We start from the raw sequence: 22,876 nt of genomic DNA, 5'->3' as shown, positions 1-22,876 counted from the left end.
GGCAACGAACGTTACTCCTCAAGCGAGCGCAAATGGTCATCTTTTTTGAGCGTCATCAGCGCCACAATGCTGGCTAACGCCGTTGCCATCACGTAATAGGCCGGGATATCGACATTTCCTGTCTCTTTGATAAGACCGGTGATGATTAACCCCGCGCAGCCGGAAAACAGCGCGTTCGACAGCGAATACGCCAGACCCAGCCCGGTATAACGCACGCGGGTTGGAAACATCTCCGCAAGCATCGCCGGGCCAGGTCCTGCCAGCATACCGACCAGACCGCCCGCTACCAGTACCACCACGGCTTTTATCGCCAGCGTGCTTGATTCCGCCTGCAGGATTTTCAGCAGCGGCAGCGCCAGGATCAGCAGCAGCGCGGTGGCAATCACCATCACCGTACGACGCCCGATGCGATCGCTCAGGATGCCGGAGGGAATGATCGTCACCGCAAAGCCGATATTGGATATCACAGCAATGAGCAGCGCCTGGTTAAAGCCAGTATGCAGCGCCGACTGTAAATACGCAGGCATGATCACAAGGTAGGTATAACCAGCGGCGGACCACACCATCACCCGGCCGATCCCCATGATGATGGCTTTGAACGTGTCGCTCAGCCGGGCGCGTTCGGTAACAGGATGCGCCTGCTGTTGCACAAAACTTGGCGTCTCCTCCATGCTCACCCGCAACCACAGCGCGACAACGCCCATTGGCAGCGCAAGGAAGAAGGGGATGCGCCAGCCCCAGTCATGCAACGCCTCTGGCGTCAGCAACACGGAAAGCAGCGCCACAATACCGGCACCTGCCAGCAGCCCCAGCGCCACGGTAAAAGATTGCCATGCGCCATACAGCCCGCGTTTGCCGCGCGGCGCGAACTCCGTCATTAGCGATACCGCGCCACCGTATTCGCCCCCGGCAAACAGCCCCTGCAAAATGCGCAAACCGGTAATAATGAGCGGTGCGGCGATGCCAATGCTGGCATACACCGGGACAAGACCAATGGCGGCGGTAGCGAGTGTCATCATCACCAGCACGATAATCAGCGTCGGCTTGCGGCCAATCCGGTCACCGATACGCCCGAACACCATTGCGCCAAGTGGGCGGAAGAAAAAGGCGACGGCAAAGGAGGCATAAGTCAGGATCAGACTGGTGAGCCCGGTTTCGCCCGCGAGTTGAAAGAAGTTTTTCGCAATTACGGTGGCGAGAAAGCCGTAGACCGCGAATTCGTACCACTCGATAAAGTTGCCGATCGAGCCGGCAATCAAAGCGCGTTTATGCGCATTCGGTGCGTGTTGGGAAGCTGGCATCAGGATTCTCTTTGGCAAGGTGAGAATAAATTATTCATCAGTAATCGCATTCGTGAAATATATTATTCTTATATTGTGTGAGCCGTTTCACGAATGATTACCGTCAAATTGCGGCCTTGTGAGCCTACTCCCATGCAGCGTTAGCGCGGGCTGTCCATACTTATCTTCATTGCCATTGAAGGAGGGAGACACGATGCACTGGCAGACGCATACCGTTTTTAACCAACCCATTCCGTTAAAAAACAGCAACCTTTTTCTTTCCGATCGCCCTTTGTGCGAGGCGGTGATGCGCGAAGGCGCGGCGTGGGACGCCGAGCTGCTCGCCAGCATTGGCCAACAATTGGGCGCGGCGGAATCGCTGGAGCTGGGAAGATTAGCTAACGCCAATCCCCCGGAGCTGCTGCGTTATGACACCACCGGCGAGCGGCTGGATGATGTCCGTTTTCACCCGGCGTGGCATCTGTTGATGCAGGGGCTGTGCGCCAACCGGGTACATAACCTGGCCTGGGAAGAAGAGGCGCGAGTCGGTTCTTTTGTCGCGCGGGCGGCGCGGTTTGTGCTGCACGCCCAGGTTGAATCCGGCACCTTGTGCCCCATCACCATGACTTTCGCGGCCACGCCGCTGCTGCAACAGGCCTTGCCGATGCCTTTTCATGACTGGTTAAAACCGCTGTTGAGTGACCGTTACGATCCTCATTTAGCGCCGGGTAATCAGAAACGCGGCCTGCTGATTGGTATGGGAATGACCGAAAAACAGGGCGGAACGGATGTACTGAGCAATACCACCCGAGCGGAAAAAAGCGGGGATGAATACCGGCTGGTGGGGCATAAATGGTTCTTTTCCGTACCGCAAAGTGATGCGCATCTGGTGCTGGCACAGGCCAAAGGCGGGCTCTCCTGCTTTTTTGTACCGCGCTTTCTGCCTGGCGGTCAGCGTAACGGCGTGCGGCTTGAGCGTCTGAAAGAGAAACTCGGCAACCGTTCTAATGCCAGTAGCGAAGCGGAGTTTTGCGATGCCAGCGGCTGGCTGCTTGGCGAAGAGGGCGACGGCGTGCGGCAGATCCTCAAAATGGGTGGGCTGACGCGCTTTGATTGCGCGCTGGGAAGCCATGGGCTGATGCGCCGTGCCTTTTCGGTGGCGCTCTATCACGCACACCGGCGTCAGGCGTTTGGTAAAAACCTGGTCGATCAGCCGCTGATGCGTCACGTACTGAGCAGGATGGCGCTGGAACTGGAGGGGCAAACCACCATGCTGTTTCGCCTCGCCCGCGCATGGGACAGCCGCCGCAATGAGCAAGACGCGCTCTTTGCGCGTCTGTTTACTCCGGTGGCGAAATTTGCGGTCTGTAAGGGTGGGATCCCGTTTGTCGCCGAAGCGATGGAAGTGCTTGGCGGTATCGGCTATTGCGAGGAGAGCGAGTTACCGCGCTTGTATCGCGAAATGCCGGTCAATAGCATCTGGGAAGGTTCCGGCAACGTCATGTGCCTGGATGTGCTGCGCGTGCTGGGTAAACAGCCGGGGATAGTGGATTTGCTCAGTGATGATTTTGCGACGGTGAAAGGGCAGGATCGCCATTTTGATCGCGCATGGCGACAGCTACAACAGCGGCTACGCAGACCGGATGAAGCGCAGGGAAGGGAGATAACGCAACTGCTTTGGCGGCTGGGAACAGGAGCGCAAATGCTGCGCCACGCATCGCCGCCGATCGCGCAGGCGTGGTGCCAGATGATGCTGGATACCCGTGGCACGTCGCCGATTGGCGAACAGGTGCAAAATGACCTGCTGCTACGCGCCACGGGGGCGGCAAATTAATCCATCTTCAGGCGGAACAGGCTTACCAGCTCGCTCAGGTGCGCGCCTTTTTCCCGCAACGTACGGGCCGTCTCCTCGCTTTGCGAAACGCGCCCGGCGTTGACGTGCGTGGCGTCGCCGATGTGCGTCATCGCCAGGTTAACCTGGTTGATGCCCGCTGATTGCTCGTGGGATGCATGGTTAATTTCATGCACCAGCTGGTTGATCTGATCCATGTGGCTGATGATCGATTGCATGGCAACGCGCGTGGCTTCTGACTGGGAATGTCCTTCGCTCACCTTTTTCAGCGTGTCACCAATCAGCGCTTCAATCTCTTTCACCGCGTTGGCGCTGCGCGCCGCCAGGGCGCGAACTTCCTGGGCAACTACGGCGAAACCTTTACCATGTTCCCCTGCGCGTGCGGCTTCTACCGCGGCGTTGAGCGCCAGGATATTGGTCTGGAAAGCGATGGATTCAATCACATGGGTAATGTCGGCAATGCGCTGTGATGCTGCGCGAATGTCTTCCATTGTCGCCACGGAGTGATCGACGGTTTTCCCGCCTTTTTGCACCGCGTCGGTGGTTTCATTCACCAGGCTTTGCGTTTGTTCCATGTTGGCGGCGTTTTGCTGCACGGTGGCGGCAAGCTGCTCCATGCTGGCGGAGGTCTCTTCCACGCTGCTGGCTTGCTTGTTGATCTGCTCGCTGATTTCGCCGCTGTCGGCGGCCAGCGCGTTGGTGCCGAGGTTAATTTCGGCGGCGGATTCGCGCACCTGCAACACAATCTTGTGCAGCCCGTCGCCAATCCCGTTAATGGCTTCGATCAACTGCCCGACTTCATCATGACGATCCACCACCAGGGTGGCGCGCAAATCGCCTGCCGAATACTGCTGAGCGAGTTCGATAACATTACGCAGCGGGCGGCTGAGCCAGCGGCGAATAATCACCACAAACAGCGCGGCAAACAGCAGGGAAACCACGACACCAGCCAGCAGGAACTGGTTACGCATGGTGGTGACATCGCGCAGCAGTACGGCTTTGTCGACTTCGCCAACCACTGTCCAGTTCCAGCCGGGCAGCGCGGTGTAGGACATCAGCAATGTGCGGCCGTCTGCGCTCTGGCGCGCCAGCGTACCGCTGCTGTTTGTCAGCAAGGTTTGCAGATCTTTTTCATCCCACTGCGGGCGTTTGCCTTCGTCGGTATCGTGGAACAGATAGTTGCCGTAATTCTTGCCCTGGTTGCGATCAAGCACGAAGAAATGGCCGCTTTCACCCAGCTTACGGCCGAGGATCTTATTGCGCATCACCTCCCACGAACGGGAGATATCAACGCCAACAAACAGAATGGCAATGGTGTTGCCGCTGGCGTCTTTTACCGGTTGGTATTGGGTGATATAGCGTTTGCCAAACAGCAGCGCCAGACCGCGATAGACTTCACCTTTCATTGCCGGCGCAAAAGCCGGGCTGGCTTTATCCAGCTTTGTGCCGATGGCGCGATCGCCGTTCTCTTTGCGCAGTGATGTTGCGACACGCACAAAGTCGTCACCGCTGCGCACGAATAGCGTCGCGATAGCGCTGGTTCGGTTGAGGAAATCGTCCGGGATAGCGTTGTTGTTATGCAGTTCAGTATCGCCGCCTTTGAAGAGCGGCACATCGATACCGTTAATCTCGCGGCGCTGCTGTGAATCAACCGCGAGCGGCTGTGGCAGAAAACTGCTGAACAAGCGCGTGTAGCTCTCCACCTCATCACTGAGACTACTGTTGAACATTTCAACCATATCCACCACCCCGGTAGACTGGCTGTGCAGGTCTTCCATGGCCAGCGTTTCCAGCTGTTGGCTGGCTTTATTGCTCATCAGAAAAGTGAATAAGAGGAAAAGCGTTGCAACGCTTGCGCCAGTCAGAAGTGACAATTTTGCACCGAGGCCGGTGCGGCGAAAAAAGGCGCTCATAATTTGTCCGTTGTTCTGTGTATGAGGCTCCTTCAACGGCACAATTGCGATAACATTTAGTTTGTCAATGTAACAAAATGTTACATCGATGTATCCTTACAATAACATAATCTTAATGATTGTAGGGGCATAAAAAAGCCACCAGATTTAGGTGGCTTTTTATGACGGCTCAGGCGTACAAGATGGCCTGCACTCGCCAGTTGTCAACTTGTTGATCTTCCTGCATTCGCACAATGCGATACCAGGAGGCTCCCTGTTCATCTGCTTTTAACGCGATAACCCGCTCAACGTCCTGTAGGCTCCCTGAGACATTATTGACGGAGATAAGACCGATTTCGTTTAATCCCGTCACGCAGTCAGCGCTGGCGAACTCTGCAGGCTGCGCTGTTGTATTTAGCAAACCGGTAGAAAGCAACAGTGAGTTTAAAGCAAGAGATCGTTTCATAGTCAGCTCCATTTTACGTTACCCCGATAGTGTGCAGGGCTTCCTTTCGCGCAACGGATTCGAAAAATCCAATTGTGCACAGGAGAACATCAATGGACGCAAAGCAATGTAAATGTCCTGAAAATCAACGCCTCGCTACTGTTTATACAGCAGGGCGCGTCCGAACCAACGACCGGGAATTATGGTGTCATCCATCATGATGATGACGTAATAATTGGCGCCGGCGGCCACGGCTTTGGCTTTGATTGCGTCTTCCACGTCCATGGGAGAACCCAGTACCGTTACGCTAACGGCACCAATCTCGCGGAGATCCTGCGTTTGATTACGGCGGATTTCCTGCGGATGGTCGCTAACCGGCGGTGCAGATTGCGGCTTACCTTCCAGCACTGCGCAGCCGCTTAATAACAAGGCGAACAGTAAGCACGGTAAAGCACGCATGGTTTTCTCATCTCTCCTGATTGCCATAGTGTAGTTCCTGGTGAATTTCCGTTTGGGGGAATGTTCCCGAAATGTTATCCCGAGCACTAATTTCGAATGAAAGTGTTTTGAAAGCGTAAGCTATCTCTCAACGTCGTCAGATGCTCATGCGAAATCTGACTTGCGCCACCCTGTCGCCAGTGGCATACCAGCACTATAGATCAAGGAGGGAGTAATGATTGAACTTCAGGTTGAACAATTTGCGGGTATCGAAACGCTGCATGCCTTCCCGGCGGGAAAACGCGCCGAACCGCTGCCTTGTGTCGTGTTTTATCACGGTTTCACCTCATCAAAGCTGGTCTACAGCTACTTTGCCGTGGCGCTGGCGCAAGCCGGTTTCCGCGTGGTGATGCCGGATGCACCGGATCATGGTGCGCGCTTTAGCGGCGATGTTGAGCGGCGTTTGCACCGGTTCTGGCAAATTCTGCGTGGCAATATTGAAGAGTTCGCCGCGCTGCGCTGCGCGCTGGAGCGTCTTGAATTGATTGATAACCGGCGGCTGGCGATCGGCGGTGCGTCGATGGGCGGGATGACTGCGCTGGGCATTATGACCCAACACCCGGAAGTGCGCTGCGTCGCAAGCCTGATGGGCTCCGGCTATTTCACCACGCTTGCGCGTACGCTTTTCCCGCCGCTGGCCGTGACCACGCCGGAACAGCAATGTGAATTCGACGCGATTATTGATCCGCTCTCACAGTGGGACGTCAGTACGCAACTGGCGCGCATCGCCGATCGCCCGCTGCTGCTGTGGCACGGTGAGCAGGATGATGTGGTGCCAGCAGCGGAATCTTTCCGTTTACAGCAAGCATTGCAGGAACAGGGGCTGGACACCAATCTCACTTACCAGTGGGAAGCCGGGGTAACGCACCGTATTACCCCGCAAGCGCTGAGTGCAACAACGGACTTTTTTAGCCGTTATCTTTAAGCCGTTCGGCGCAAGCGCATAACCACCAGCGCGAGCACACAGATGATGGCTCCCGCCCAGAAGGTTGACGCCGCGCCATGGGTTTCCCACAAAACGCCGGCACCGAGGCTCGCCAGCAGCAGCGCAACACCGCTGAGTAGATTGAACATGCCAAACGCCGTGCCGCGCAGTGCCGCTGGCGCGGTATCGGCAACCATGGTCGCGAGCAAGCCTTGCGTCATGCCCATATGCACACCCCACAGTGCGACACCGAGCAGCAATGTGCTCCAGTGCTGGCTGAGCGCCAGCGCCATATCCGCGAAGATCAGTACCACCAGACCCAGCTGTAGTAACCGGCTGTGGCTGATGCGGTCTGACAGTTTGCCAAACGGATAGGCGGTGACCGAGTAGACCAGGTTCATGGCGACCATCACCAGCGGAATGGTCGCCAGCGGGATCTCCAGCTGCTGGGCGCGCAGCACCAAAAATGCTTCGCTAAAGCGGGCGAGGGTAAAGATAAAACCGAGCGCCACCACCCACCAGTAAGCACGGCTTAACCGTTTGAGATTTTCGCGGCGAATGGGATTGGTGCGCTTATGGGTGACGGGGGTTTTCGGTTCGTGCAGGCCAAAGAATAACAGTGCGACCGCCAGCACTCCGGGGATCACCGCGATCCAGAATACGGCCTGAAAGTCGTCATTCCACAACAGCATCAATGCGACCGCCAGCAATGGCCCGAGGAACGCGCCAACGGTGTCCAGCGACTGGCGCAAACCAAACGCTGCGCCGCGGATTTCCGTCGGGGTGACATCGGCAACCAGCGCATCGCGCGGCGCCCCGCGAATGCCTTTGCCAAGCCGATCCATCATGCGTGCGCCGAACACCAGGCCGGACGTTGAGGCCAGCGCAAACAGCGGCTTGCTTAATGCGCCCATGCCATAACCCAGCAGCGCCAGCCCTTTGCGTTTGCCGATGTAGTCGCTGAACATGCCGGAAAAGACTTTAATCATCAGCGCGGTGGCTTCCGCCAGCCCTTCAATCAGGCCAATAATCACGACACTTGTGCCGAGCGTCGTGGCCATAAACAGCGGCAGCAAGCTGTGGATCATCTCCGAGGAGATATCCATCAACATACTGACGCCGCCTAATACCCAGACGCCTGCAGGTATGCGACCTAACGTTGAAAACCGCTTGAACATTGCTTTCCCCGCACCTTTTCATCACCGCAGCCAGAACGCTATTAAACCTGCCGGAAAGGGGTTTGATAAAGGGGATAAGAAAAGAATTCTCGCGTCGGTGTGCGGCCCCAATGCGGGGCCGCAAATGCAAGAGAGACTGGCCTGTAAAAGGTATAATTAGCGGTAGATAAACGCGCTGGCGTGCAGGTTGCCGTTGCTCCCAGGCTCATGAGTGAGCTCTGCACGGTAATATTTGGCGCTGTGGGCGTCGGCCTCGTCATTGAGCGCCTCGTCAGCTTCATGCTCAGTAGCGAAGTTATGATTGATATAGATAACGCCTAAGCTGTGCACATCATCCATGTTGTGGGCTTGCTGGTTGTTGAGTTTAATTGCCGCTACGGCATTGGCGCTAAGCAGCAAGGTTGTTAATAATATTGCTATGTATTTCATGATGTTATGCTCCGATAAAACGTCGTTTTTTAGTTTTTTAACATCTCTCCTCCTTATGTTTGAGGCCTGTTTAAAGTGTACGCGTTAGCCCAAAAAGGTATCGCGACCATTTCTGATGCTGTCGTTCAAAAAATTGCCGTAATGCGTTGTGCTTAATTTTAATTCGCCAGGCGCGCTTCTCTTTGCGCTTAGTGCGAATTATTTGTGCAATTGCCTTGAGTTTGGCAGGGGACATCAGTATTATGACGCGTCAATTTTTCAGCCGACCTTTAACACGTTCCTTGCCTCCCCGGGATTCGGCTGACCCAGACAGGAGGCTGAATAATCCGTAAGGAGCAATTCGATGCGTCATTACGAAATCGTTTTTATGGTCCATCCTGACCAGAGCGAACAGGTTCCGGGCATGATCGAACGTTACACTGGTGCAATCACTGCAGCAGAAGGTACGATCCACCGTCTGGAAGACTGGGGCCGCCGTCAGCTGGCTTACCCGATCAACAAACTGCACAAAGCACACTACGTTCTGATGAACGTTGAAGCTCCGCAGGAAGTGATCGATGAGCTGGAAACAAACTTCCGCTTCAACGATGCCGTTATTCGCAGCATGGTTATGCGTACTAAACACGCTGTTACCGAAGCATCTCCGATGGTTAAAGCGAAAGACGAGCGCCGTGAGCGTCGCGATGATTTCGCTAACGAAACCGCAGATGATGCAGATGCTGGGGATTCTGAAGAGTAATTACTGATGGCCAACCGCCTGGTGTTGTCCGGCACAGTGTGCAGGGCGCCGCTTCGTAAGGTCAGCCCGTCAGGAATTCCTCACTGCCAGTTCGTGCTTGAGCACCGTTCTGTGCAGGAGGAAGCCGGTTTCCACCGGCAGGCGTGGTGCCAAATGCCTGTAATAATCAGCGGGCAGGAGAACCAGGCCATTACTCACAGTATAACGGTCGGCAGCGCAGTAACTGTTCAGGGGTTCATCAGTTGCCACAAGGCAAAGAACGGCTTGAGCAAAATGGTTCTGCATGCCGAGCAGATTGAATTGATAGATTCTGGAGACTAGCCAAATGGCACGTTATTTCCGTCGTCGCAAGTTCTGCCGTTTCACCGCGGAAGGCGTTCAAGAGATCGACTATAAAGATATCGCTACGCTGAAAAACTACATCACCGAAAGCGGTAAGATTGTCCCGAGCCGTATCACCGGTACCCGTGCAAAATATCAGCGCCAGCTGGCACGCGCTATCAAACGCGCTCGCTACCTGTCCCTGCTGCCGTACACTGATCGTCATCAGTAATCGGTCACGGTCCATTAATACGACTTTGAGAGGATAAGGTAATGCAAGTTATTCTGCTTGATAAAGTAGCAAACCTGGGTAGCCTGGGTGATCAGGTTAACGTTAAAGCGGGCTACGCTCGTAACTTCCTGGTACCGCAGGGTAAAGCTGTTCCGGCTACCAAGAAAAACGTTGAGTATTTCGAAGCACGTCGCGCTGAACTGGAAGCCAAACTGGCTGACGTTCTGGCGGCTGCTAACGCTCGCGCTGAAAGCATCAACGCACTGGGCTCTGTTACCATCGCGTCTAAATCTGGCGACGAAGGTAAACTGTTCGGTTCCATCGGTACTCGCGACATCGCTGACGCTGTAACTGCAGCTGGCGTGAAAGTTGCGAAGAGCGAAGTTCGCCTGCCGAACGGCGTTCTGCGTACTGTTGGTGAGCACGAAGTGGACTTCCAGGTTCACAGCGAAGTATTCGCTAAACTGACTGTAAACGTTGTTGCTGAGTAATTAGTTACTCTAAAACAATGTGTAAAACGCCGGCCTTGTGCCGGCGTTTTGCTTTTCAGGCCTCGCAGAACAGGCCATTGTGGCTTGTTTAATCTCGCATTCTGACGCATCCTCAGGTAATAATTGAAACGCAATTTTATCTTTGAGATTTGTCATGGAAACCGCTCTGCCCGCGTCCGTTTTTGCCCGCCGCAATGTGGCTTACGCCTGCGCCACGCTCTGTTGTCTGCTCTGGGGTAGCTCCTACCCGGCCATTAAAAACGGCTACGAACTCTTTCACATCGCCACCGACGATATCCCGTCAAAGGTGGTATTTGCCGGTTACCGTTTCCTGTTTGCAGGCGTATTGCTGCTGCTGTTCGCCCTGGCGCAACGCAAACCGATTGGCAGGTTATCGGCTACGCAGTTTGGGCAACTGACGGTGCTCGGGTTAACGCAAACGACCCTGCAATACACCTTCTTCTATATTGGTCTTGCTTATACTACCGGCGTAAACGGGTCGATCATGAATGCGACCGGCACCTTCTTCAGCGTGCTGTTGGCGCACTTTATCTATCAAAACGACAAGCTCAGCTACAACAAAAGCCTCGGCTGTATTCTGGGCTTTGCCGGCGTCATGCTGGTGAACTTCCACAGCGGTATGCGTGACTTTGTTTTTGTCTGGAACGGCGACGGTTTCATTGTGCTGGCGGCGTTTATCCTCTCTGCCGCCACGCTGTATGGCAAACGCATTTCCCAGACAGTAGATCCCACGGTGATGACCGGCTGGCAGTTGGCTATCGGCGGCGTTGCGCTGCTGATTGGCGGCTATCTGCCGGGGGGAACGCTGGAAGTGCATAGCCTCAGCGCGGTCGCGATCCTCGGTTATCTTACGCTGCTGTCTGCGGTGGCTTTTGCGCTGTGGAGCATGCTGCTGAAAGTGAACCGCGTCAGCATGATCGCGCCGTTCAATTTCGTGATACCGGTTGCCGGTACGGTGCTCTCCGCCATTTTCCTCGGTGAAAATATTCTTGATATCAAATACGCGGTCGCACTGGTGCTGGTCTGCTCAGGGATCTGGTGGGTCAATAAACGAGCCGGGTAACAGGTACCCGGCATAGTGGATTAACGTGCGCGGATAAAGCTGCCGTCCGGCTGGCGGGTAAACAGCACCGGCTGGCCGCCGGTTTCGATGGTCAGCCCGGTTACTACGCCGTTGGCGTTCTGGCGAATTTTCACCATCTGGCCGCTTTGCAGGGTGCTAAGCGGTTTACCGTCACCTTCCACTTTGGCCATCGCATAGACATCGGTTGGCGGCAGGTTGTGATCGCGGAACAGTTGTGCCAGCGTTTTCCCCTCTTCAACACGGTAAGCGCGCCACTGCTGCTCGATGCCGCTGGAAGAGGGCAGCGTGTTCTGCGCTACATGCTGACGCGGTTGCTGCACTGGTTGCTGTTGCTCTACGGCTTGCTGCTGTTGCATTGATTCTTCCGCGCTCGGCGCGGTCTGCTGCGGCTCACTCACCACCTGCGGCGGTGTGGGTTCCGCTGTGGAAGGTTGCGGCTGTGAAGAGGCAGGAAGATTGAGTTGCGCTTCGCGAGCACCGGATGGCGTAGTGGAGCGGTTGCTGTCGTCAGTTGACGGTAACAGAAAACCGATAACCACCAGCAAAGCCGCGAGGATCAGGCCGCGACGGTGCAATGGCGGGAGCGGATCCATCAGGCGAAAATGGTCCGGGGCTTGCCAGATTTTCACCAGGGTAGGTTTCAGTTCAAATCGCCCGGGCATGGCTTTCCTCCTGCTCCGCGTCATTTAATGTCCTGTCTCGTTGAGTATATACACTTTATCCCGCCACCGCGGCGTACGCCGTTTTTAACTGCCTGAAAGTCGACAAAAAGCTGCATTTTGTGACCGCAATTCGGGATAAATCTTACTTGCTGTATTCTTTCCCTTTCCCTGCGATTTGTCATCTTTCCTGCGACAAAGTTTTACCCGGTGCAGCGCGGCTGTTATGCTGCGCGCTACCTTAAAAAGCGATGAAAGGAAAACCCATGACAACCCCAACTTTTGACACGATCGAAGCGCAAGCCAGCTACGGCATTGGTTTGCAGGTAGGACAGCAGCTGAGCGAATCCGGGTTAGAGGGGCTGTTACCGGAAGCGCTGGTCGCAGGCATCGCTGATGCACTGGAAGGCAAACAACCCGCTGTTCCGGTAGATGTTGTACATCGTGCGCTGCGTGAAATTCACGAGCGTGCCGACGCTGTGCGTCGTTCCCGTTTCGAAGAGATGGCGGCGGAAGGCGTGAAATATCTGGAAGAGAACCGCGAGCGTGAAGGCGTGAACAGCACCGAATCCGGTCTGCAATTCCGCGTTATTACCCAGGGCGAAGGCGCTATCCCGGCGCGTACCGACCGCGTACGTGTGCACTACACCGGTAAACTGATTGATGGCAGTGTGTTCGACAGCTCCGTTGCGCGCGGCGAACCGGCTGAATTCCCGGTTAACGGCGTGATTGCTGGCTGGATCGAAGCCCTGACGCTGATGCCGGTGGGTTCCAAATGGGAACTGACCATTCCGCACAACCTCGCGTACGGCGAGCGCGGCGCTGGCGCGTCTATTCCGCCGTTCAGCACGCTGGTATTTGAAGTGGAACTGCTGGAAATCCTGTAATTCCCCGCATAAATGCCTCTTCCCGTCAGGGGAGAGGCTGCACCTGCTGCGCTGATCGTTTGTTAATAAAACCAATACCGACAGATTATCTTGCAAATGGCGCAATTGGGTGTATTTTTGTGAGCTATTTCGCGTTACCTGAGTGATATGACACTCACTTTAAACAAATATTTAACATTGTTTTTAATTCCGAGTATTCATCCCGCCGATTCTTACCTAATATCTTTGCGTCCATACAAGGGCGGAACACGCAACTAAAAAAGGCCAGTAGAGCCCCAACAACACAGACAGGAATACAACATGGTAGATCAGGTTAAAGTCGTGGCCGACGAACAGGCGTCGACTGAACAGTCGCTACGGCGAAATCTCACAAACCGGCATATTCAGCTCATCGCCATTGGCGGTGCCATCGGGACCGGGCTGTTTATGGGCTCCGGGAAAACCATCAGCCTTGCCGGTCCGTCGATCATTTTTGTCTATATGATCATCGGCTTTATGCTGTTTTTCGTCATGCGCGCCATGGGTGAATTACTGCTGTCGAATCTCGAATACAAATCCTTTAGCGATTTCGCCGCCGACCTGTTAGGCCCGTGGGCGGGGTATTTTACCGGCTGGACATACTGGTTTTGCTGGGTAGTGACCGGCATGGCCGATGTCGTCGCCATCACGGCTTACGCGCAGTTCTGGTTCCCCGGCCTTGCCGATTGGGTAGCGGCGCTGGCCGTTGTTGTCGTGCTGCTGAGCCTCAATCTCGCGACGGTAAAAATGTTCGGCGAGATGGAATTCTGGTTTGCGATGATCAAAATCGTCGCCATTGTCGCGCTGATCATCGTGGGTGTGGTGATGGTGCTGATGCACTTTAAATCCCCGACCGGCGTTGAAGCTTCCTTCTCGCATCTGTGGAATGACGGCGGCTGGTTCCCGAAAGGCATCAGCGGGTTCTTTGCTGGTTTCCAGATCGCGGTGTTTGCCTTTGTGGGGATTGAGCTGGTCGGTACGACCGCAGCGGAAACCAAAGATCCGGAGAAATCCCTGCCGCGCGCCATCAACTCGATCCCGGTGCGCATCATTATGTTCTACGTTTTCGCGCTGATTGTGATCATGTCGGTGACACCGTGGAGTTCCGTGGTGGCGGATAAGAGCCCGTTTGTTGAGTTGTTCGTGCTGGTGGGTATTCCGGCGGCGGCGAGCATTATCAACTTCGTAGTGCTGACATCGGCGGCGTCTTCCGCCAACAGCGGCGTCTTCTCCACCAGCCGGATGCTGTTCGGCCTGGCGCAGGATGGCGTGGCGCCGAAAGCGTTCGCTAAGCTCTCTAAACGCGCGGTTCCGGCGAAAGGGTTGACCTTCTCCTGTATCTGCCTGCTGGGCGGTGTGGTGATGCTGTACGTCAATCCGAGCGCGATTGCCGCGTTCACCATGATCACCACCGTATCGGCGATCCTGTTTATGTTCGTCTGGACGATCATCCTCTGCTCGTACCTGGTGTACCGTAAGCAGCGCCCGCAGTTGCATGAAAAGTCGAACTACAAAATGCCGCTGGGCAAACTGATGTGCTGGGTATGCATGGCGTTCTTCGTCTTTGTACTGGTGCTGCTGACGCTGGAAGCAGATACCCGCCAGGCGCTGATCGTGACGCCGTTGTGGTTTGTGGTGCTGGGCGCGGGCTGGCTGTACGCGGGCAAAAAGCGTCTGGCTAACCGCCAGCCATAAAAAAAGAGCCGCGCGGCGGCTCTAAACTTCCATGAATCAGGGCGCTCTCGGGCGCCTTTATTTATTCGCCAGCGAGGGCACGCGGGAACAGATTGTTGTTTTCCAGGCTGATGTGTTCCATCAGATCGTCAATCAAGGTATTGATGCCGTTATACATCGCTTTCCAGGTGGTGCAGGCTTCCGGCGGCGGTGTGACGTTATTGGTAATGTGTTTGATCACTTCCAGCAGTTCGCCCGCTTCATCGTGCTCGCTCTCCATTACGCTTATCGGCCCCATCGCCTGCGAACCCATGCCCTGTTTGATCATCGGGAATAGGATCTGCTCCTCTTTCATCATGTGGCTGGAAAGCTCTTCATGCAGCATCGTCAGGTATTTGGTTAAGCCGCGCGGCACGTTCGGTTTATCGGCGTGGACGCGCTCGACTTTGGTGGCCTGCAGGATCAGTTCCGGCAGTTGTTCGCGGTGACGGTCATGGTAACGCACGATAATGTGGTCAATGATTTCCGCCAGCCCCGCCACGCGCCAGTCTTTCTCAATCGGCTGCCCGGCAAGCGTCGCCAGCTCGGCTTCGATGACGTCAATATCCAGCTCTTTGCGGGCCGCAGAACGTCCCAGCGTCTGCTTACCGCCGCAGCAGTAATCCATATCATATTTACGGAACAGTGCGGAGGCGCGGGGGATAGAGAGCGCCAGCTCACCCAGGGGTTGATCGCGGAAAGCCATAGCAGTTACCTCATGTGTAAGTTATAAGTTGTATTTTAAATGCATCTTTAAGCCGGTGATATACCCCTTTTGGGGTGGTGGAAATCGCCTTATTCCTTTCTTACACGAAAAACTGTGATATTCATCACAAAAAATATTACGAATTTAACACGTTGAATAGCGGTGTTTTTATTGGAAATTACTGGATTGCGACCTGCATCACAATTAAACAACTCCGCTTCGCTGCCGATACCAAGACTCCAGACAATATCCTGCACGCTATAAAGGCTTACAATGTTCAAAAGAATAAAAGTTATTACTTTATTAATCATGGTATTACTTGTACTTGGTGCAATGCAGCTGATCTCCGCTGGCGTGTTCATCAGTGCGCTTAATAACGATAAAAACAACTTCAACGTTTCTCAAGTTTCCAGCCAGAACGTTTCCGAATTTACCGATGCCTGGATCAGCCTCAACCAGGCGCGTGTGACGCTGAACCGCGGCATGCTGCGTCTGCAAAGCAGCACCGCCAGCCAGATTAATGGCGGTCAGCTTAATGAACTGGCGCAAACGGCCACCAACTTGCTGAACCAGGCGCAACAGCATTTCGAGAAGTACAAAACCATTCCGGACACGCCAGGGCTGGATAAAGCGCTGTCGAAAGATCTGGAAACGCAATACGGCATCTACCATGCGACGTTGACAGAGATGAACCGTCTGCTGCTCGCCGGTAGTCTGGAAGATATGTTCCGCCAGAACGCCGAAGCGAAACAAGTTGCCATGCAGAAGAGCTATCGCGCGTGGCGCGATGCGCAAACCGTACTGGCGAGTGAAGGGATCGTCCAGAATGAACGCGATTACCAGCGTATCCTGTGGATCCTCGGTACGGTGATGCTGGTCGTGCTGGCGGTGATCGTCATGAGCTGGGTTGCGATGCAGCGCGTCCTGCTGAAGCCGTTGCATGAGGTGATGAGCCATATCCGCCACATCGCAAGCGGCGATTTGACGCATGACATTGATGCCGAAGGCAAAAACGAAATGGCGCTGCTGGCGCAGAATGTGCAGGAAATGCAGCAGTCGCTGGTGAAAACCGTCAGCGTAGTGCGCGACGGCGCCGATACCATTTACACCGGCGCGGGTGAAATTTCTGCCGGCAGTAACGATCTCTCTTCACGCACCGAGCAGCAAGCCGCGTCGCTGGAAGAGACCGCCGCCAGCATGGAGCAGCTTACTGCCACGGTGAAACAGAATGCCGACAACGCCCGTCAGGCAACGCAACTGGCGCTGAACGCGTCCGGTACCGCGAAGAAAGGTGGGGAAGTGGTAGATGGCGTGGTGCGCACCATGGATGAGATTGCCACCAGTTCCAGCAAAATCGCGCAGATCACCAACGTGATTGACGGTATCGCCTTCCAGACCAACATCCTGGCGCTGAACGCCGCCGTTGAAGCGGCCCGTGCGGGCGAACAGGGCCGAGGCTTTGCCGTGGTGGCGGGTGAAGTGCGTACCCTGGCGCAGCGCAGTGCGCAGGCAGCAAAAGAGATTAAAGGGCTGATTGAAGACTCCGGTAATCGTGTCAATGCGGGTGCCGCCCTGGTGCATGAAGCCGGGGAAACCATGGCTGAAATCGTCAGCGCCGTCACGCGCGTGACCGACATCATGGGCGAAATCTCGTCTGCTTCTGACGAGCAGAGCCGTGGTATCGATCAGGTAGGCCAGGCCGTTGCTGAGATGGACCGCGTTACCCAGCAGAACGCCTCGCTGGTGGAAGAGTCCGCCGCTGCGGCTGCGGCACTGGAAGAGCAGGCGGCACGCCTGACTGAAACCGTGGCGGTATTCAAGGTCAACCGTACACGCAGCGCACGCCGTCCGGCGTTAATCGCGCCAGTCAGCAAACCGCAGGCCAAAGCGACCGAAAGCTTCAGCGAAGCCAACTGGGAAACGTTCTGATAACGGTTGCGTCGCTCTCCCGAAACCCGGCATATGTCGGGTTTTTTTATGCCCATTTGAAAACCACAAGCGGGGGAGGCACTCAGCGGCACAGAGTGGCTGTGCCTGATTGTGTGGCATTCACTCTTACCGAACGGGCCGACGCCTGATTTTCACGCCGCGTGTCGGCGAGAAAGCACTACGAATGCGGCGGTTTACTCGGTCCTTAGTGCGGTGATGCTGGTTTTTTCCGGCTTCGACAGTACCGCCATCAACACGCCGCCGACCAGCAAGACAATACCGCAGACGGTGAGCAGCGGCGGCAGGCTTTGGCGCAGCACAAAGGTATAGAGCAGCCCGGCCAGGGTTTCAAAGACAATCAACGGGCCGACAATCACTGTCGGTAAGCGCTGGCTGGCAATGTTCCAGCACAACGCGCCCACCCACGAGCAGAGCACCGCAATGGTGAACATCAGTGTAATAAACACCAGCGGACGCGGGCCGAAGGGCAGGGTGAAATCCGGTTGCTGAACACCAAGCCACAGGCACGCCGCAATATAGCCCACCAGTGACACCGGTAGCGTCACCAGCGCTTGTGCCGTGGCCCACATCATCGGGTTTTTGTCCGGGTTTTCCCGCAACCAGCGGGCATTGCGTAGCGCATACCAGGCCCAGCAAGCCACCGAAGTGAAAGCCAGCACAATACCGGAACCGTAGCGCCAGCCGCTGAAGTTCGGCAGCCCGTGGCGCAGTTCGGCGATATTGACGCAGCCTAACCCAAGCGCAATGCAGAGTAGCGCGGGAGCCAGCCGCCGCCATGCGAGTTTGCCGTCACGCTGGCTATAGAGCAGGTTAGCGCACACCGGGATCACCACCGGCAGCGTGGCGATAATCATCGTCGATACCGGCGCGCCCGTACGCTGAATGGCGCTTGCCAGGCAGACGTAATAGACAAGGTTGCCCATGATCGTCAGCCATAAGGCTGTGAACCAGTCGCTGCGCGTAAGCTGGCGCAAACGCGCGCGACCGAGCCACGCCAGCGGCAGGGCAATAATCCCCAGCGCCAGATAGCGCCCGGTGGATTGTAGCGCCGCCGGATAATCCGGCACGATCAACGGCCCGACAAAAATAAGCCCCCAGAATAGCCCGGCGAGCAGGGCATACAACACACCACTAATCATCATTCCACCTGCGTTTACATCGGCAGCGGACAGTGTAGGAGAGCGACGGGCGGGAATATTGTATGAGATTGCGCATTAACGGCGCGTAACCTGCTTTTGGTAACGCACCGGCGTGATGCCGTAGCGGTGTGTAAACGCGCGGGTCAGGTGTGATTGATCGGTGAGGCCGGTAACGGCGGCGACATCGGCGGCGGGCATGCCCTGAGTCAGAAACGATTTGGCGCGCCACAGGCGGATCGCCATCAGCATCTGATGCGGGGTGACATGAAAATGCGCCTTGAACTGGCGTTGAAAATGGTACGGGCTGAGCGCCGCGACTTTCGCCAGCTCGTCGAGAGTCAGGCTGTGCATATAGTTGTCATGCAGGTAATCGCGCACGCGCTCAAACCGGTGCGCGCCTTCCGGGCGCTGCGGCGCATGGTGCGCCAGCGGGCGGAAGGTATCGATGAGATCCAGCAAAATCCCCTGTTGCGCCAGCGGATCGTCGGTGTGCCACAAGCCGTGGATCTGTGCGCAGATCTGCCGGGTGCGCAGCGGATCGTGACGCATCACATCGCTAAACCACCAGTGGCGGATCCCGGTGACCTCTTCGAGCAGTTCGGGCTCAAGATAAACCATGCGATAGCGCCAGCCGTCGGCGGTTTCCGCCTCGCCGGTGTGCAGCTCGTCAGGGTTCATGGTGACCACGGAATGCATCGGCGCGACATACTGCGTACCGCGATAACGAAAGCGTTCGGCACCGGCTTCGATAGCGCCAATACCAAACGCTTCATGAGTGTGCGGCTCAAAGGCGTAACGCGAAATATGCGCGTGGTACAGCTCCACCCCCGGCAGTAACGCCAGGTGGCGAAAGCGCGCGCAATCTCGCTCGTCAGTAAACTGTTCGGGTACGCCTTCCACGTTCTCTCTCCACACGGATCATCCCTTCATTATTAGGGATGACCCGGCGGGAGGCTACAAAAATTAACCACTTTGTAACCTTTACAGGAGGTCATTGACGCTCTTTTCAATCGACGTGGTCGGGCGTCCAATCAATTTGCTGAGCGTTTTACTATCATCAAACAGGCCACCTTTGGCGGCACCCGCATCGGAATCCGCCAGCATGGTGGCGAGCCAGTCCGGCAGGCCAGCACCTTTCAGCGCGGCGGCGAAATCGGCTTCGCTCAGGTTCTGGTAGACCACGTTTTTACCGCTGGCTTTGCTGAGCAGCGCGGCCAGTTCAGTGAGCGTCCAGCCGCGATCACCGGCCAGTTCATACACTTTGCCCGCATGCCCCTCTTCGCTTATCACGCGCGCGGCGGCGGCAGCGTAATCGGCGCGGGTGGCGGAGGCGATTTTGCCGTCACCTGCAGCGCCAATAAATACCCCGTGCGCCAGCGCCGCTGGTGCGCTTGCCAGGTAGTTTTCGCTATACCAGCCGTTACGCAGCAGGGTGTAAGGAATACCGGAATCGGCGAGCATTTTCTCGGTTTCAACGTGTTCAACGTGCAGACCAAGCGGGGATTTATCGGCGTGCAGCAGGCTGGTGTAAGCAATGAATTTCACCCCGGCGGCTTTGGCGGCGTTTATCACATTGCGGTGTTGTGCGGTGCGCTGGCCCACTTCGCTACTGGAGATCAGCAGCAGCTTGTTCACGCCTGCTAACGCCTGGGTTAACGCGGCCTGGTCGCCATAATCGGCCTGGCGTACCAGTACGCCTTGTTTGCTGAGCGCTTCGGCTTTCGCCGGGTTACGGACGATAGCGACAATCTCTTTTGCCGCCACGGTTTTCAGCAGTTCTTCTACCACAATCTGGCCCAGTTGGCCGGTCGCGCCGGTGAGTGCGATCATGAGTATTCTCCTTCGGTGTTCGGTGAGTGTTGTGGTACGCTAACACCTTAACTAACTTTTAGTAAGTACGTACAAAAAGGTAAGTATGAAAACGCAACTCCGACCGCAAACGTTGAGTGAACAGATGCGCGACGGCAATCTGTTCGCCGAGCAGTGTCCCTCGCGGGATGTTCTGAAACACGTCACCAGCCGCTGGGGCGTGCTGATACTGGTGGCGCTACGCGAGGGCACTCACCGTTTTAGCGATTTACGCCGCAAAATGGGCGGCGTCAGTGAAAAGATGCTGGCGCAGAGCCTGCAATGGCTGGAGCAGGATGGTTTTATTAACCGCGTGTCGTATCCCGTCGTTCCGCCGCATGTTGAATATAGTCTGACCCCGCTGGGTGAGCAGGTCAGCGAGAAGGTCGCGGCGCTTGCCGACTGGATCGAGCTGAATATCGAGCAGGTACTGGCCTTCCGCGATGAACGGGAAGGCCAGCAGGCATTGGTGGAATAATTATTTGTTTAGCTGGATGTTATAGATAGCAAAGCCGATGTCGTCATTGGCGACTTTCGCCATCGGGTAGCGAGCTTTCTCTTTGATAAACGCGGCGGCTTTGTCCGTGGGCGCGGTTTCAAAACGAATATCCAGCTTCGCGTCGCTGTGGATCGGTGCCAGTTGCCAGTTGTTGTCGGCAGCCGGATGGATTTCCCCTTTCTGTTTGGTTTCATCGCTTATCCATTTCGCCAGCACCGCGCGGTTTTCATCCGGCGAGGCAAAAGCGATATGGCTGTCGCCGGTACCGGCAAACTTGCCGCCGTAGGCGCGGTAGTTATTGGTCGCCACAAGGAACACGGCGTTCGGATCAATCGGCTTGCCGTTAAAGGTCAGATTCTTAATGCGTTCCGCCTGCGGGTTAACGCTCTGGCATTCGCCGTCGTAGCGCGCCGGTTGCGTGACATCAATCTGGTAGTTCACACCATCGATCACATCGAAGTTATAGGTGCGGAAACCGTCCCAGTTGATCAGGCTTTGCGGCTTATCGCTGTGCGGATCGATCTGGTTAAACTGACCGGCGGAGCACTCCAGCCACTCTTTAACCTCTTTACCGGTCGCTTTCACCACCACCAGCGTGTTCGGGTAGAGGTACAAATCGGCGGCGTTACGGAAGGTTAACTGGCCTTTTTCCACTTCGACATAACTGGCGGGATCGTTTTTGCGACCGCCCACTTTAAACGGCGCGGCAGCGGAAAGCACCGGCAGTTTCGCCAGATCCGGATCGCCCTGAATAAAGTGTTCGACATAGGCTTTCTGCGCATTGTTCACCACCTGCACGGTCGGATCGTCCTGCACCAGCGCCAGGTAGCTGTACATGTTGTCGGCAGATTTGCCGATCGGTTTGCTGACAAACTCGCGGGTGGCGTCGTGATCGTGTTTCAGGATCTGCACCAGTTTACTGTCCTCGCCAACGAGGGCTTTTTTCGCCGCGGCGTCATAAATCGGGCGCGCTTCGGCTTTGGATTCGCGTACCTGCCATTTGCCAGAATCATTGTTCAGCACCAGATCGACCACGCCAAGATGATCGCCCCACATGCCCGGCATCACGGAGGGAATACCGTTCAACGTTCCTTTCTGGATATCCGCGCCTTTTATCGCCGCGAAATCTTTACCCGGGAAAACAGCGTGAGCGTGACCAAACAGGATCGCATCAACGCCTGGCACTTCGCTGAGGTAATAAACGGAGTTTTCCGCCATCGCCTGGTACGGCTCCGCCGACAGCCCGGAGTGTGCGACCACGACCACCAGATCGGCCCCTTTGGCGCGCATTTCCGGCACATATTTACGCGCGGTTTCGGTGATGTCGTTCACCGTCACTTTGCCGCTCAGGTTGGCTTTATCCCAGACCATGATCTGCGGCGGTACAAAGCCGATATAACCGATGCGCAGCGTGTGCGTTTTGCCGTCGCTGTCGGTGACCGGCGTCTCTTTGATTAAGTAAGGCGTGAACAGCGGTTTTTTGCTTTTCGCATCAATGATATTGGCGTTCACATAGGGGAATTTCGCGCCAGCCAGCGCCTTGTGCAGGTAATCCAGACCGTAGTTAAATTCGTGGTTGCCCAGGTTACCGACGGCGTAATCAAGGGTGTTCATCGCTTTATACACCGGATGAACTTCCCCGGCTTTCAGCCCTTTCGCCGCCATGTAATCGCCCAACGGGCTGCCCTGGATTAAGTCACCGTTATCCACCAGCACGCTGTTTTTGACTTCATTTCGCGCGGCGTTAATCAGGCTTGCGGTGCGTACCAGGCCGAATTTTTCCGTCGCCGTGTCTTTGTAGTAATCAAAATCCATCATGTTGCTATGCAAATCAGTGGTTTCCAGAATACGTAAATCCACCGTTGCAGCCTGCACGCTGGCCGCAATCAGCGTGGCCAGAAGCGTTGCACTAAACTTAATCATCAGAGGCATCCTTTTTCGATCTAAGCCACAAAAGAAAGTGTTATGTACATTTTGTTGCTTACAGAATTGTGAATACTGCCATAAAAGCGCGCAAAGAAAACGCAATCGCTATCACAGATGGCAGATTCCGCCGCAATACGATATAAG

General features: G+C 55.7%; 24 protein-coding genes. 11 read left to right on the top strand and 13 right to left on the bottom strand.

The features are described from left to right. Nucleotides 1-11 precede the first annotated feature (11 nt). The gene (locus tag AAIG26_RS18450) at nt 12-1,301 is read right to left on the bottom strand and encodes an MFS transporter (protein ID WP_343181194.1); all 1,290 of its coding nucleotides are present in this window, start codon (nt 1,299-1,301) and stop codon (nt 12-14) included. Nucleotides 1,302-1,494: 193 nt separating this feature from the next. Between AAIG26_RS18450 and AAIG26_RS18445 the strand changes: the two genes are divergently transcribed. Continuing rightward, nucleotides 1,495-3,114 (top strand): isovaleryl-CoA dehydrogenase, encoded by a 1,620-nt coding sequence (locus tag AAIG26_RS18445; protein ID WP_269232391.1) that lies wholly within the window; start codon nt 1,495-1,497, stop codon nt 3,112-3,114. Here AAIG26_RS18445 and AAIG26_RS18440 read toward each other — a convergent pair. From AAIG26_RS18440 to bsmA, 3 genes are all read right to left on the bottom strand, one after another. Continuing rightward, a complete protein-coding gene (locus tag AAIG26_RS18440) occupies nt 3,111-5,045 on the bottom strand; it encodes a Cache 3/Cache 2 fusion domain-containing protein (protein WP_343181192.1) in 1,935 nt (644 codons plus the stop codon). The two genes, AAIG26_RS18445 and AAIG26_RS18440, sit on opposite strands and share 4 nt — an antisense overlap. 169 nt (nt 5,046-5,214) lie before the next feature. Further along, on the bottom strand, nt 5,215-5,502 hold the full coding sequence (yjfN, locus tag AAIG26_RS18435; protein ID WP_020456246.1) for a DUF1471 family protease activator YjfN: 288 nt from the start codon (nt 5,500-5,502) through the stop codon (nt 5,215-5,217). Between the two features lie 123 nt (nt 5,503-5,625). After that, nucleotides 5,626-5,955 carry a biofilm peroxide resistance protein BsmA gene (gene bsmA, locus AAIG26_RS18430; RefSeq protein ID WP_044489546.1) on the bottom strand — a complete coding sequence of 110 codons (330 nt, stop codon included), beginning with the start codon at nt 5,953-5,955 and terminating at the stop codon, nt 5,626-5,628. Between the two features lie 187 nt (nt 5,956-6,142). On the opposite strand from bsmA, the gene yjfP reads away from it, so the two are divergent. Then, complete coding sequence (yjfP, locus tag AAIG26_RS18425) at nt 6,143-6,892, top strand: esterase (RefSeq protein WP_343181190.1); 750 nt, start codon at nt 6,143-6,145, stop codon at nt 6,890-6,892. Here yjfP and AAIG26_RS18420 read toward each other — a convergent pair. Both AAIG26_RS18420 and AAIG26_RS18415 read right to left on the bottom strand, forming a co-directional pair. Next, nucleotides 6,889-8,070, bottom strand: a complete 1,182-nt coding sequence (locus AAIG26_RS18420) for an MFS transporter (RefSeq protein ID WP_343181189.1) — start codon at nt 8,068-8,070, stop codon at nt 6,889-6,891. The two genes, yjfP and AAIG26_RS18420, sit on opposite strands and share 4 nt — an antisense overlap. A gap of 156 nt (nt 8,071-8,226) precedes the next feature. After that, nucleotides 8,227-8,499, bottom strand: a complete 273-nt coding sequence (locus AAIG26_RS18415) for a DUF1471 domain-containing protein (RefSeq protein ID WP_343181188.1) — start codon at nt 8,497-8,499, stop codon at nt 8,227-8,229. 343 nt (nt 8,500-8,842) lie between these two features. Here AAIG26_RS18415 and rpsF point away from each other — a divergent pair, with 343 nt between their 5' ends. From rpsF to AAIG26_RS18390, 5 genes are all read left to right on the top strand, one after another. Beyond that, nucleotides 8,843-9,238, top strand: a complete 396-nt coding sequence (gene rpsF, locus AAIG26_RS18410; RefSeq protein ID WP_020456251.1) for a 30S ribosomal protein S6 — start codon at nt 8,843-8,845, stop codon at nt 9,236-9,238. Nucleotides 9,239-9,244: 6 nt separating this feature from the next. Then, nucleotides 9,245-9,559: a primosomal replication protein N gene (priB, locus tag AAIG26_RS18405; protein ID WP_017459147.1), complete on the top strand. Its 315-nt coding sequence runs from the start codon at nt 9,245-9,247 to the stop codon at nt 9,557-9,559. Nucleotides 9,560-9,563: 4 nt separating this feature from the next. Beyond that, entirely contained in the window at nt 9,564-9,791 is a 228-nt protein-coding gene (gene rpsR, locus AAIG26_RS18400) for a 30S ribosomal protein S18 (protein WP_000135199.1), read from the top strand. A gap of 41 nt (nt 9,792-9,832) precedes the next feature. Next, the gene (gene rplI, locus AAIG26_RS18395) at nt 9,833-10,282 is read left to right on the top strand and encodes a 50S ribosomal protein L9 (RefSeq protein WP_017459146.1); all 450 of its coding nucleotides are present in this window, start codon (nt 9,833-9,835) and stop codon (nt 10,280-10,282) included. A gap of 154 nt (nt 10,283-10,436) precedes the next feature. Then, the gene (locus AAIG26_RS18390; RefSeq protein WP_343181187.1) at nt 10,437-11,366 is read left to right on the top strand and encodes a DMT family transporter; all 930 of its coding nucleotides are present in this window, start codon (nt 10,437-10,439) and stop codon (nt 11,364-11,366) included. A gap of 20 nt (nt 11,367-11,386) precedes the next feature. Here AAIG26_RS18390 and AAIG26_RS18385 read toward each other — a convergent pair whose 3' ends face one another. Further along, nucleotides 11,387-12,049, bottom strand: a complete 663-nt coding sequence (locus AAIG26_RS18385; RefSeq protein ID WP_269232394.1) for a LysM-like peptidoglycan-binding domain-containing protein — start codon at nt 12,047-12,049, stop codon at nt 11,387-11,389. Between the two features lie 263 nt (nt 12,050-12,312). On the opposite strand from AAIG26_RS18385, the gene fklB reads away from it, so the two are divergent. Further along, nucleotides 12,313-12,933 (top strand): FKBP-type peptidyl-prolyl cis-trans isomerase, encoded by a 621-nt coding sequence (gene fklB / locus AAIG26_RS18380; protein WP_020456255.1) that lies wholly within the window; start codon nt 12,313-12,315, stop codon nt 12,931-12,933. Between the two features lie 300 nt (nt 12,934-13,233). Beyond that, nucleotides 13,234-14,646: a D-serine/D-alanine/glycine transporter gene (cycA, locus tag AAIG26_RS18375; protein WP_020456256.1), complete on the top strand. Its 1,413-nt coding sequence runs from the start codon at nt 13,234-13,236 to the stop codon at nt 14,644-14,646. A gap of 61 nt (nt 14,647-14,707) precedes the next feature. Here the strand turns inward: cycA and ytfE are convergent, their stop codons facing one another. Next, complete coding sequence (gene ytfE, locus AAIG26_RS18370) at nt 14,708-15,370, bottom strand: iron-sulfur cluster repair protein YtfE (protein ID WP_097406616.1); 663 nt, start codon at nt 15,368-15,370, stop codon at nt 14,708-14,710. A gap of 89 nt (nt 15,371-15,459) precedes the next feature. Next, nucleotides 15,460-15,681, bottom strand: a complete 222-nt coding sequence (locus tag AAIG26_RS18365) for a hypothetical protein (RefSeq protein WP_343181270.1) — start codon at nt 15,679-15,681, stop codon at nt 15,460-15,462. Here AAIG26_RS18365 and AAIG26_RS18360 point away from each other — a divergent pair. Beyond that, on the top strand, nt 15,644-17,299 hold the full coding sequence (locus AAIG26_RS18360; RefSeq protein WP_343181186.1) for a methyl-accepting chemotaxis protein: 1,656 nt from the start codon (nt 15,644-15,646) through the stop codon (nt 17,297-17,299). The two genes, AAIG26_RS18365 and AAIG26_RS18360, sit on opposite strands and share 38 nt — an antisense overlap. Before the next feature lie 194 nt (nt 17,300-17,493). Here AAIG26_RS18360 and AAIG26_RS18355 read toward each other — a convergent pair whose 3' ends face one another. From AAIG26_RS18355 to AAIG26_RS18345, 3 genes are all read right to left on the bottom strand, one after another. Further along, on the bottom strand, nt 17,494-18,459 hold the full coding sequence (locus AAIG26_RS18355) for a DMT family transporter (protein ID WP_170956345.1): 966 nt from the start codon (nt 18,457-18,459) through the stop codon (nt 17,494-17,496). A 75-nt stretch (nt 18,460-18,534) separates the two neighbouring features. Continuing rightward, nucleotides 18,535-19,359: an AraC family transcriptional regulator gene (locus AAIG26_RS18350; protein ID WP_020456261.1), complete on the bottom strand. Its 825-nt coding sequence runs from the start codon at nt 19,357-19,359 to the stop codon at nt 18,535-18,537. A gap of 81 nt (nt 19,360-19,440) precedes the next feature. Continuing rightward, the gene (locus AAIG26_RS18345) at nt 19,441-20,289 is read right to left on the bottom strand and encodes an SDR family oxidoreductase (RefSeq protein ID WP_343181185.1); all 849 of its coding nucleotides are present in this window, start codon (nt 20,287-20,289) and stop codon (nt 19,441-19,443) included. An 85-nt stretch (nt 20,290-20,374) separates the two neighbouring features. Here AAIG26_RS18345 and AAIG26_RS18340 point away from each other — a divergent pair, with 85 nt between their 5' ends. Beyond that, entirely contained in the window at nt 20,375-20,785 is a 411-nt protein-coding gene (locus AAIG26_RS18340) for a helix-turn-helix domain-containing protein (protein ID WP_045513697.1), read from the top strand. Here the strand turns inward: AAIG26_RS18340 and AAIG26_RS18335 are convergent, their stop codons facing one another. Further along, on the bottom strand, nt 20,786-22,729 hold the full coding sequence (locus AAIG26_RS18335) for a bifunctional 2',3'-cyclic-nucleotide 2'-phosphodiesterase/3'-nucleotidase (RefSeq protein ID WP_343181184.1): 1,944 nt from the start codon (nt 22,727-22,729) through the stop codon (nt 20,786-20,788). Nucleotides 22,730-22,876: the final 147 nt, after the last annotated feature.

Origin of the sequence: Kosakonia sp. PSU_27, assembly GCF_039409795.1 — a bacterium.
Taxonomy (GTDB): Bacteria; Pseudomonadota; Gammaproteobacteria; order Enterobacterales; family Enterobacteriaceae; genus Kosakonia.
Note: the sequence above shows the minus strand (reverse complement) of the source record. Positions and strands in the feature narration are given on the sequence as shown.